Annotated in this window: 9 protein-coding genes and 1 pseudogene; 8 read left to right on the plus strand and 2 right to left on the minus strand. The window is 61.6% G+C overall.

What is annotated here, in order from left to right:
- The first annotated feature begins 22 nt into the window (after positions 1-22).
- The 7 genes from ET34_RS0116210 to ET34_RS0116240 all read left to right on the plus strand — a co-directional run bounded on the left by ET34_RS0116210 (position 23) and on the right by ET34_RS0116240 (position 10,327).
- Positions 23-619: a hypothetical protein gene (locus ET34_RS0116210; RefSeq protein WP_031523811.1), complete on the plus strand. Its 597-nt coding sequence runs from the start codon at positions 23-25 to the stop codon at positions 617-619.
- On the plus strand, positions 606-1,199 hold the full coding sequence (gene sctL / locus ET34_RS0116215) for a type III secretion system stator protein SctL (protein ID WP_031523812.1): 594 nt from the start codon (positions 606-608) through the stop codon (positions 1,197-1,199). The genes ET34_RS0116210 and sctL overlap by 14 nt, the downstream gene beginning before the upstream one ends.
- 75 nt (positions 1,200-1,274) lie before the next feature.
- On the plus strand, positions 1,275-1,502 hold the full coding sequence (locus ET34_RS0116220) for a hypothetical protein (protein WP_024550871.1): 228 nt from the start codon (positions 1,275-1,277) through the stop codon (positions 1,500-1,502).
- An 84-nt stretch (positions 1,503-1,586) separates the two neighbouring features.
- Complete coding sequence (sctC, locus tag ET34_RS0116225; protein WP_051640564.1) at positions 1,587-3,614, plus strand: type III secretion system outer membrane ring subunit SctC; 2,028 nt, start codon at positions 1,587-1,589, stop codon at positions 3,612-3,614.
- A 9-nt stretch (positions 3,615-3,623) separates the two neighbouring features.
- Entirely contained in the window at positions 3,624-3,809 is a 186-nt protein-coding gene (gene hrpT, locus ET34_RS0116230; protein WP_031523816.1) for an HrpT family type III secretion system protein, read from the plus strand.
- Positions 3,810-3,835: 26 nt separating this feature from the next.
- Positions 3,836-9,874: an AvrE-family type 3 secretion system effector gene (locus ET34_RS0116235; protein ID WP_031523818.1), complete on the plus strand. Its 6,039-nt coding sequence runs from the start codon at positions 3,836-3,838 to the stop codon at positions 9,872-9,874.
- A 36-nt stretch (positions 9,875-9,910) separates the two neighbouring features.
- Positions 9,911-10,327 (plus strand): type III secretion system chaperone, encoded by a 417-nt coding sequence (locus ET34_RS0116240; RefSeq protein ID WP_031523820.1) that lies wholly within the window; start codon positions 9,911-9,913, stop codon positions 10,325-10,327.
- 18 nt (positions 10,328-10,345) lie between these two features.
- Here ET34_RS0116240 and arsC read toward each other — a convergent pair whose 3' ends face one another.
- A complete protein-coding gene (gene arsC, locus ET34_RS0116245; RefSeq protein ID WP_031523821.1) occupies positions 10,346-10,771 on the minus strand; it encodes an arsenate reductase (glutaredoxin) in 426 nt (141 codons plus the stop codon).
- 167 nt (positions 10,772-10,938) lie between these two features.
- On the opposite strand from arsC, the gene ET34_RS0116250 reads away from it, so the two are divergent.
- Positions 10,939-11,253, plus strand: coding sequence for a hypothetical protein (locus tag ET34_RS0116250; protein ID WP_031523823.1), 315 nt, complete (start codon positions 10,939-10,941; stop codon positions 11,251-11,253).
- 2 nt (positions 11,254-11,255) lie between these two features.
- Here ET34_RS0116250 and ET34_RS23255 read toward each other — a convergent pair.
- A pseudogene (locus ET34_RS23255) lies at positions 11,256-11,330 on the minus strand (DUF4225 domain-containing protein); the annotation flags it as partial.
- Positions 11,331-11,344: the final 14 nt, after the last annotated feature.

Consider the following 11,344-nt stretch of genomic DNA (forward strand, 5'->3'; position numbering starts at 1 on the left):
TGTGCAACAGGGTAAATAACGCATGGAACAGATTGATGCTGAGAACCCGCTGCGGCTCGAATGGCTCACCTGGTGGCAGTACGGCTACTGGCTTCAGGCCGATGAGAGCTGGCATCCGCTGCTGCCTCTGGCCCTGCCCCCCGACGCCCAGCGTTATCTGCTGACCCAGCGCCCGTCGCTGATCCACAGCGCTCTGGCTATTCCCCCCACGCCGCTGGGCGAGCCGCAACCGCTGGCCCTGACCCTCAGCGCCCTGCCCGTCGCGCAGCGTATGTCGCTGCTGCTGCTGGTCGCGGAGATCGGCGGTGCGCAAACCGCGCTGCCCGCCGCGCTGAAGATCTGGGCGCGGCGGGTGGCGAAGGGGTTACAGCCGGAGCGCTGGTTGCCGGACGGGCTGTTTCACTCAGGCGCCTGCTGCGGCAGCCTGCAGCTGCTGCAGGCGCTGTGGCCCGATCTCTGGCCGCGGTTGCGGGTGCTGTTTCCCCATGAACTGAGCGCGTCGCTCAGCGCTGACGCCCCGATCATCCCGGTGCGTCATCTGCGCCCGCTGTGGGAAGCCGCATTGTGGCAGGTGCAGCGCCAGCCGACACCTCAGGAGGTTGCGGATGTGGAAACTTAAGTCCATTACCCTGCTGGACGGCAGCATGCCGGAGGGTCCGGTGCTGGCGCGAGACGTCCTCGCGCAGCATCAGAACGCGCAGGAGATCCTTGCCCGGGCGCATGAACGGGCAGAAGCGATCATCAGCGCCGCACGGGAACAGGCCGAAGCCGAACTGGCGCAACAGCGCCTGCACGCCGAAGCGCAGTTCTGGCAGCAGGCGGATGAACTGCTCTCAGACTGGCATCAGCAGCGCCAGCAGGATGAAAGTCAGCTTCTGCTGCTCGCCGATCGCCTGCTCAACGAGGCGCTGCAACAGCTGCTGGATGACACCGGGGAGGAGAAACGCTTCCACGCCCTGCTGCGCCAGCTGCTGCGTCACCATCCGCGCCAGCAAAGCGCCACGCTCTATTGCGCCCTTGATCGTGAACAGGCCATCAGCGGCTGGCTGGCACAGCAGCCGCAGCTGCGCTGGACGCTGTGCGGGGACGATCTTCTGGAGCCGGATACCCTGCGCCTGGTCACCGAACGCGGTGAGCTGGTGGTGAGCTGGTCTGCCCTCTGCGCCCAGCTCACGCGGGAGTCTGAAGGGGCGCTGTAAAAAAATCACGCCTGACGGGAACCAGACCGCGTTGCGCTCCACATAAGGAGGTGTTTAACGCGAGGAGGTTTTGTCATGAGTTCCAACGATCTGTTTCAGCGTCAGCTATCAACACACTATTCCCGCACCCATCACGAGGCGTATCAGTTCGCCAAAGAGATGTCCGGCGAGTCTTACAGCGTGGCGGATATGTATGCCTTCCAGAACCAGCTGCTGGATATGTCCAACGCCGGCTGGGCCAGTTCGCAGTACACCCAGTTTAAGTTCGGGATCCGCAAGGCCATCATTGATGCCATTAACTGAGTCTCAGCCATCTCTGGCAGCAAGGAGTGAGGCGTGTTGAAGTTTCCTGTGATATGCCGCCTGTGGGCGGCAGTTATTGTGCTGATGCTCAGCATCGGCAGTGCAACGGCCCGCGTGCCGGACGAGTGGAAAAATGGGGCCTATGCCTATTCGGCGGACAACACCCCGATTAGCATCATCCTTGAAGATTTTGCCAGCAGTTTTGGGGTCGAGATTAATCTCGGCACCCTCGGCGACAGCAACGTCACCGGTAAACTGCGCGCCGACAGCCCGGAGGCGTTTCTCAACCGCCTGGCGCTGGAGTACCGCTTCCAGTGGTTCGTTTACAACAATACCCTTTACGTCAGCCCGCAGTCAGAACAGACCTCGCAGCGGCTGGAGATCTCCCCTGACGCCGCGCCGGACATCAAAGAAGCGCTGCGCGGCGTCGGCCTGCTGGAACCCCGTTTCGGCTGGGGTGAACTGCCGGATGAGGGCGTGGTGCTGGTCACCGGCCCGCCGGAGTACGTGCGCCTGATCGCCGACTTCACCCGCAAATCCGAAGAGAAACCGAAGTCGGATGATAAAGAGATGATGGCCTTCCCGCTCAAATACGCGGCGGTGGCGGATCGCACCATTAAATACCGCGATCAGACCCTGCTGGTGCCGGGCGTGGCGACCATGCTCAACGAGCTGCTGGGCCAGGCGAACAGCAATACCGCCAGCGGCATGTCGGCATCCCAGGGCGAGAGCGAGAACACCTACTCCTCGATGCGCGAACAGTCGCAGAACATCCTTAATCAGATGATCAGCCGCGGCACCTCAAAGTCGCAGCATCAGCCCTCCGGCGTGGGCAGTGCACTGGCCGGTAAGGTGTCGGCGGACGTGCGTAACAACATGCTGCTGGTGCGCGATAACCCGAAATTCCGCGCCGCCTACCAGTCGCTGATCAGCGCCATCGACGTACCGCAGAAGCTGATTGAAATTGATGCCGTGATCGTGGACATCGACCGCAGTGAGATGCAGCGCCTCTCCAGCGCCCTCGGCGGCCAGTTCGGCAACGTCACCGGCGCCACGAACATGCTCGCCGGGGCCAGCACGCTGTTCGTCACCGACTTCCAGCGTTTCTTCGCCAATATTGAAGCGATGGAAGGCGAAGGCACCGCATCGATCATCGCTAACCCGTCGATTCTGACGCTGGAGAACCAGCCAGCGGTGATCGACTTCAGCGATACGGCCTTCATTCGCGCCATCGGCGAGCGCGTGGCGGATATCCAGTCGGTCACAGCGGGAACCAGCCTGCGCGTCACCCCGCGCGCCATCAACGATACCCCGCAGTCCGCCATCCAGCTGATTGTCGATGTTGAAGACGGGAAGCTGAGCAAGAACGATGACGGCGAAGCGGATGGCACCACCAACGGGGTGATCAGCACCCAGGCGATGGTTCAGGCGCGCCGTTCGCTGGTGATGGGCGGCTTCCACACCAAAGAGAGTGGCGATCGCGAGCGCCGCGTGCCGATCCTCGGCAGCATTCCGCTGATCGGCAAACTCTTTACCTCCACCCGGCATGAAACCTCCCAGCGCGAGCGGCTGTTTATCATCACTCCGCACCTGATAGGCGACCAGGTCGATCCGTCGCGCTATATCGCCGCCGAGTCGCGCGAGCAGCTCGACAGCGCCATGAACGAAGTGAGCCAGCGGCATAAGTTCACCGATATGAAACAGGTGGTGGAAGACGCGATGCGCGACCTGGCACGCAACCGAATTCCCACTGGCATGACCGCCGGCGGCAGCGGCCAGACGCTGAGCTCGCTGTGTCTGATCCCCTCTACCTTTACCAACGACTACCGCCGCCATCAGTGGTACGGCAACGCCTCGGTACAGCTGACCGTTGGGGTGATCACCAATAACAGCACCAAAGCGCAGCGCTTCGATGAAGCCGCCTGCCGCAGCGATCGCACGCTGGCCGTCGCCGTCTGGCCGCGCCCGACCCTTAATCCGGGTGAATCGGCAGAAGTCTTTGTCGCCTTTGAGCCAAACGGCCCGGCGCGTCCGTCCCGCGTCTCGCTGCTGTCGGCGTCCGGCGGTGCCGTGACCCCGTCGTCCTCGTCAGGCCGCTTACTGAGTCGTTAAGGAGAATGTATGTTTCGCCGCGTTCTGGTGTTACCTCTCGCGGCGCTGTTACTCAGCGCCTGCGCCCCCAAAACCACCGGCTGCCTTGAGATGAGCTGCCGTCCGACCTCTGATCTGCACCGGCTGACCATCTGGTGGCAGCCGGAGTTACGCAACGGCCCCTGGGACTACACCCAGGTTCCCGTGGATCATTAACCCCGCTATGGCAGTGAGGAACAGTTATGGTAATCAAGATACCGTTGTTAGCCAGTCTCAGCGCCAGCCGTAAAATTCAGACCGGAGCCCAGGCTGGGCAGTCTATTCCGCTGCGCCAGCTTCCGGCTCGCGCCCGTCACGCGGCGGGCGGGTCGCTACCGTCTCAGGGCGCTGCCAGCGCCGCTGCAACACCGCTCCAGCAGGGAGCGGCCAGCACCACCGCCCGCAGCGGGAAAAGCCTGCGTCAGAGCCTGACGCGCCTGCGCGATAAGCTGCACCGGGAACGCACCCCCTCCCCGCGCCCGCAGACGCCGCCCCAGGCAGAGAGCAGCCGCTTTACCCGCAGCAGCGCCCAGGGCCGCACGCCGGGTGAGCCGAGCCGGGTACCCTCGACCAACCTGCCGCCGCGCGACGCCGCCCCGGATACCTCAGGTTTTACCCGCGCCAGCGCCAGGGACCGCGATCCGGCTACCCTCAGCAGGCGACCGTCCACCCCGCCGACGCCGCCGAATACGCGCACCGCCTCACCGGAGCGCCGATCGCACGCCGATCTCGCCGCCAACGCCATCGATCTCGCTTTCCAGACATACCAGAACACCGTACGCACCATCCCGCCCGACAGGCCCACCGCCTCCTCTCCTGCAGAACAGCCTGAATCCCCACCGGCCGCCCCGCCAATGAGCGAGAAAGCGCGCGGTAAGCAGCCGATGCGCGAGAGTGAACCCGAACGCGACCCCCCAGGCCCGCAAGGCAGCGCCGCCGCGCGTAAAAAGCTGGCGCAGCCGCCGAATCTGGCCACCATCAAGGAAGAGCAGTACGCCGAACTGAAGCGCAGCGAGCTGAATGCTACCCAGCAGGTGGCATTTGATGCGGCCAGACGCGACACCGCTGAGCACCATACCCGGCTGCGTCCGCAGATCGCCAGCCTGGCGCTGGATGCGCGCGGCAAGCTGAACGTCACCGATGCGGTATCGGAGAACCTGCGCAATATCCTTAACGAAACCGTGGCGCGCCCGCAGCATACCTGGCAGGCACACCAGGCGAACAGCAGCAACAGCCAGCATCTGCTGATGGATACCCACGGACGGCTGTTCAGCCTGCAGGGGTCGAAAACCGCGTTTGTCGGTCTGACCCAGAGCGTGCCGATGGAGAGCTGGAAGCAGGCGGAGCCGTCGCGCCTCGATCGCGCCCAGGACAAGCTCGGCCTGAAAACCCTGACCTCACGCTCGGATGTGAAGATCCAGTTACACAACGCCGGCACCGCGACGGTACGCGCCCCGGCGCGGCTGACGGGAGGGCCGGCGGTCCAGCGCACCGTGCTGCTGCCCGACGCAGCGGTCCATGCTGCCCTGACCGGGATCTTCGCCCACGATCGCGAACAGGGTGAGAAAGGTGCCATCACCGAAACGGTGAGCGAACATATCCGCGAGCACGGCGGCAGGCTCTATCGCCTCGACGAACGCGCCATGCACTGGGATGAGGTGGATGAGAACGAAGAGAAGAGCTACAGCAAGCTGACAAAGCAGGCGGACGAAACCCTGTACGCCATTCACGATAAAAAGACCCTGCATAACCTCTCCACCGGCGAAAAATCGAAGAAGTTCGACGATAAAATCGCAGGCTACTGCACCAGCCAGCGCGGTGAAACCCTGGTGACGTTGACCAATGAAAAGACCAATAAGCAGTCGGTGATGTTCCTGACGCGTCTCGGGGATGACAAGTCTCGCCACTTCCCGCTGGCGCTGAAAACCACCGATGCCAGCGGGGCCAGCGTTGATTTTCACTCCCGCGGTATGACCATTCACGATGACCAGGTGTTTGCCATCGACAGCAACGGCAAGCTGTTTACCGGCCCGCTGCCGCAGGCCGGTGACAAGCAGATGTCACTGACCGCCGCCAGCGAACGCACCGCTGAACTGACGGGCTATCTCGGCGAGAGCTTCACCCTCGACAGCTTCCTCAATCACGGCAGCGGCAGACTGCTCGCGGTGGTGAAAGACGCCAGCGACCAGCGCCACGTCTGCGCCCTCGACCAGCAGGGGCAGTTCCGCCCGCAGTGGAACCTCAGCGAAAGTCTGGTAATGGATCACCATGAAGGGCTGTTACAGCCGCGCCCGCTGCCGCAGGATGTGGTGGACCTCGGGCGTCTCGGGCAGATGATGCTGCACGAGGGCAAGATTTACGTGATGAACAAGAACTCCGGGCGCTGGGAAGCCTCGTCGGAGAGCGCCACCAGCCTGAAACGTGGTCAGGATGGTCAGGCGTACATCATCAACGACGACGGGCTACCGGCGCGGGTGAAAGTCAGCCTGAAGAGCGACAAGATTGGCGGGGTTAACAACCAGTTTGTGATGCGCCAGATGAAAAGCAGCGTCACCGCCGACCTGCCCCTGCCCGGCTTCAGCCAGGACAACAAACCCCGCGCCATCGCCCCGGTGGATGCCCAGAAGCTGGCGGCCATCAGCGACAAGAATGAGATCCAGTACCACCAGAATCAGGCCGACAGCCGCCAGCCAGCGAAGATGATGCAGACCCTGACCAAAGCGGGTATCGGCAATCATCTTCCGCACGTTGATGCCAGCACGGCCAATACCCTGGCGGCAACCGGGGAAGGTAACGAACTGGTGGATATCACCTGCGACCAGAAACAGAACCTCTACGTGCTGGATAAACAGGGCAAGCTCTACACCATGCCGAAGGAGGACTGGCAGGCCGCGCCGGGCACCCGCCCCAACGCCAGCTGGCAGCCGGTGGATCTGCCCCCGGAGCTGGGCGAGATTGAGCACCTGCATAATATGGCGGGCGGCGGTCTGATGGTCTCTGACAAGGCCGGACGCAGCGCCAGTCTGCAGCTGGCCGGGATGCGGCTCGGGGCCACCGTGGTGGACAACAACGCCACCGGCAGCGATGCGGCTGAGGCGAGCGGCAGCGCGGCGGTCACCAACCAGAATGCGCAGCAGATTGCCAGCCACAACCGTTGGCTGGTGCAGCCTGAGTACGATCCCGACACCAAGCTGGAAGCCAAATCCCACCGTCGCCGGGTAGAGAAAGCGCTGGAGCGACTCGATGAAGCCTCGAAAAGCGTCAACGTTCACGGTATGACCCTGAAGGGCGAAGTGAACCTGATGGGTATGACCGGGCGCGACGGTAACCACGTTAACAGCGGACTGCGCGATCGCCTGCGCGCGCACGTGCTGGATGTGGATTTCTCCCGCGCCCCGCGCCCGACCAAAACCGTCTGGCGCAGCGCGGTACACAGCTGGAAAGGCCGCGCCGAGCTGGAGGATCAGTATCAGTACCAGAACACGCTGCATCAGCAGATGAAAACCGCCCTTGCCGCTCCGCCCGCAGCGCCGCTCACCCCGCTGGCGGATCGGCTGAAAGCGCTCGAAAATGGCCCGTTTGACCGTGGCTTTATGGAGCACGTGAACGCCTTCTGTGAGAACGTTGCCGACAGCGCCCGTCATCAGGCAACGCTGCTTGGCCAGCATTCAGGCGCGCTGGAGGGAGACGGTAGCGTGAAGACGCAGTTTGAGCCTTCCCGGCGTAAAGCGCTGACGCAGTCGATGAACCCGTACAGCGACAAAGAGAACCTGGTGCAGGATCTGGCGCGCTTCCATGCCCACTACCCGCTCTCTGCGGGCCAGGGCAGTCCGCAGCTGATGCACGCGCTGGAGCAAAAAGGCGTGGTGGTGCATCACCAGAAAGCCCAGGCACCGATGGGTCGCCAGCGCGATCCCCATGATGATATGGGCCTGACGAAATCGCGTCTGATCCTTGACGGCCTGACCATGAAAGCGCTGCACGAGCTGGTAGATGAGATGGAGAGTGCCGCCGCTGAAAGCCCGGTCAACCTGTCGCGTATCAATACGGCGAAAGAGGCGTTTCGCGTGCTGCGAGATGAGGACTACGGCGACGATCCGATTCAGAAGGCCACCAGCATGGGCTTCGTCAACAATAAGCAGCTGGAAGCCTGCTATGACGCCATCCGTACCATGACCAACGCGTTCAGCAAACCGCATCACGGGGTGAATGTCACCACCCGTACCGTGATGAAAGCCAGCACCCAGGAGCAGATGACCGAGCGTATGTTTCGCACCATCTCCTCGCTGGAGTCCGGCGAGAACATGGGCTTTGGCCGCAACTATGGCGGAATGCTCACCCTGTCGGTGATCCCCGGCGGGGAGATCATCGGTGTTCCGGGGGTGCGCGGTAACCTCGATCGCGCCTATAATGCCAGCTTCGCCCGCAGCGACAGCGGTATCACCGTCACCTTCAGCCGCAACGGCGGCGGCACCGGCACGGCATTTGGCGCGGTGGGCTGGAATCCGCTCAGCCAGGCACCCAACCCGGGCCAGATCAAAGCCGATCTGGGTAACAACCGCAGCATTACCCCCTCGGCGCGGTTAAACGGCATTATCGCCCTGGCGCTTCAGCGACAGATGCAGAACAGCGTCAGCTTTACGGTGAGCGAAGCTAACCTGCAGGAGTTTCTTGAGAAGCTCACCAGCGGCCAACTGGACCCCGCCAGCCTGCTGGAGAGCGGCGTCAGCCACCGGGTGAAGAACGGCACCATCCTCACCTTCAACGTCGATGCCACCGCGATGGCGATGGCGGGCGGCGGGCTTAACCTGCCGACCAGCCAGAGCGATCCCACCAAAAACCGGGCGCTGGTGCGCGCCAATGTCAGCGTCCAGGCGGCAGCGAATCTTGCCTCGGCCCAGCGCGAGCGCAACGTCACCCGCAGCAGCATCGGTTCCACCAGCGCACAGAGCGATAACCGCCTGCGCATGCTGAACAGCGTCAGCGTCGGGGCCGGGATCATGGGCGGCGTGGGGGTCACGACCGGCGGGCCGCAGACCACGCGAATTCCGGTATTCGGCATCAACAGCACCAACATTCAGGCCAGCATCGATAACCGCACTAAGCAGAGCATGAGCCTCGATATTGGCCGCGCCGAGCCGGTGGCGAAGAAGCAGCTCGACAAGCTGATCGAACAGGTGGAATCCGGGTTTGATGAGCCGAAGATAAACGCCCTGCTCCAGGAGCTGAAAGACGCCGACAAGCCGCCGAAAGAGGATCTGCCTTCTCTGACGCCCGAACTGAAAGCGCTGAAGGAGCAGAGCCTGCGCGATCGCGCCACCAGTCACACGCTGCGTCCGCTCAGCGCGACGGAACGTAAAGCGTACGAGAAATTGCTGAAGGAGGATAACGCGGCCGCGGAACAGGCGGAAGAGATTGCAGAGATCGCCGCGCGCGGCGGGCCGAAAGCGATCATGGACACCCCGGCCAATAAAACCCCTGAAGCACCAAAGAAAAACAGCGAGAAGTTTTCCACCTTCCTCAAACCCGAGAAAGAGGCGGTGAACATGAAGCTGGATAAGCTGCTGCCGACCCTGCTGGCGATGACCCCGACCAACAATGCGCAATACGCGGTGCTTAACGCGGCGCGCCAGCTGGAGGTGCAGCAGAAAGCGGCCGCGCTGCGCAGCCATGCCCTGAACAGTGCCGAATATCAGTCTACCTACAACAACCTGCATAAGATCGACCACGACAACCTGATGCACGTGATCCACAGCCTGTTCGCCTCTGAACTGCCGGAGAGCAACGCCGCAGCCATCTCCCGCTTTATGGCGGAAAAACCGATGCTGAAGGAGGTGGTGCGCGAGCTGCAGAAGAACCGTAACACGCAGGCCTCGGTGACACTGGAGTTTGTGGACGATACCCGCTACCGCATGCAGCAGCAGTGGCTCGATCACCAGACGCGTCCGGAAGATATTCAGGCGCTGCTGAAGGATCGTAGCCAGATGCGCGTCAAGTCGATCAGCTTTACCGAGACCGATACCAAACAGGAAGGCTTTAACCTGCCGCTGCTGGTTGCCGGCGCGTCCAGCCAGGCGAGCGTCAGCATTGCGCGTAACCTCGGTAAGATTAACTTCAGCTATGGCGCAGACCAGCGCACGCCGAATGCCTTTACCCTTGAGGGCGAGATTGCCGACGCCAGCCAGGCAGTGGTGAATGCCCTGACCAGCGCAGAAGTACAGGATAAACGCGGCGTGCTGTAAGGTGCGCCACCCTGAATTTTGAAGGAGAAAAATGAGATGACGCCCGATCAGACCCGCATCCAACAGCTGCTGTCCGGCTTCGCCCCGCGCACCGGGGCCACGCTGACGCTCGATAACGGCGTTTGCGCCCTGTACGACGAACAGGGCCAGGAAGCGCTGGTGCTGGAGATGCCGCCCCAGGGCGACGCCCTGCTGCTGCACTGCCAGCTGCTGGATATGCACCGCTACGAGTCAGAGCCTGCCGCGTGGCGGCTAATGATGACCCTTAACTTTGAAATGAACGCCATGCGCGGCTGCTGGCTGGCGCTGGACGAAGATAACCAGATCCGCCTGTGTCATCAGCAGCCGGTCAGCGCCCTGAACGAGGTGACGTTCGCCCCGCTGCTTGAGGCGTTTATCCAGCAGGCCCGTGAGGCACGCGACCTGCTGCTCGATACCCTGTCAGGCCGCTGATCGACGCGTAACCGGGTATCAGCTAACCCGGTTGCCGTCCCTGTCGATCACCTTCTCCCCGTCCTCTTTGGTGAACTCCCCACGCTGCGCATCCGGCAGAATATCCAGCACCCGCTCCGAAGGCCGGCACAGCGCGGTTCCGTTTGGTGTGACTACAATCGGCCGGTTGATAAGAATGGGATACGCCAGCATGGCATCCAGCAGTTCGTCATCGCTGATGGCCGGATTATCCAGCCCGAGATGCTCATAGGGTTCGGTGTTAGTGCGCAGCAGCTCCCGCACGGTAATCCCCATGCGGGTGATCAGCCCGGAAAGCTCGACGCGCGACGGGGGATTTTCCAGATACAGCACCACCCGCGGCTCCACGCCGCTGTTGCGAATTAACGCCAGGGTATTGCGTGAGGTGCCACATTCTGGATTGTGATAGATAGTAATCTCGCTCATAGCTCGTCGCCTGTTGCCGGTAAACTTTCATTATCGGCAAATTTCCGGCTACTCGTCACGAATTTCTATCACCTCATCGAGATCGTGGCCCTCCGGCTTTGCCCGGAATTTTTATGTATACTTGCTGCGGAGAGTATCTACATTTTAAGGATAAAAGGTGGAATGCTATGAAAGTGAACGACGCTAATCTGTTGGCATCAGGTTTCAGCAGCATCGATATTCAGAAAATTAAAAATAATACCGAAAATTACGGTGGTTCTGTTGATGATACCATCCAGGACCTGGCTAATCGCTTTGTCATAGCAATTTTTGTCGTAGCTGGTTGCCTTGTGGTTTTCGTTTTGCTGGTTCTGTTTGGTTCAGCCGAAAGCCTTTTCGCTGGCTCTGTCGGGCTACTTTGCGGTATTGCGGTTGCAATATTTATACAACCACCGGTGCTAGCCTATAAATCCTGGCGTTATAGAAGAATAAATCGGAGTTAGGTTCAGTTATTCTCTGTGGCCAAAAGGTCGAAGATGACCTTTGCTTTTACGCCATACCCAACAATTTTCATCGTTAGTTAATAAGCTTTCT

Source organism: Siccibacter colletis, from assembly GCF_000696575.1.
Classification (GTDB): Bacteria; Pseudomonadota; Gammaproteobacteria; order Enterobacterales; family Enterobacteriaceae; genus Siccibacter; species Siccibacter colletis.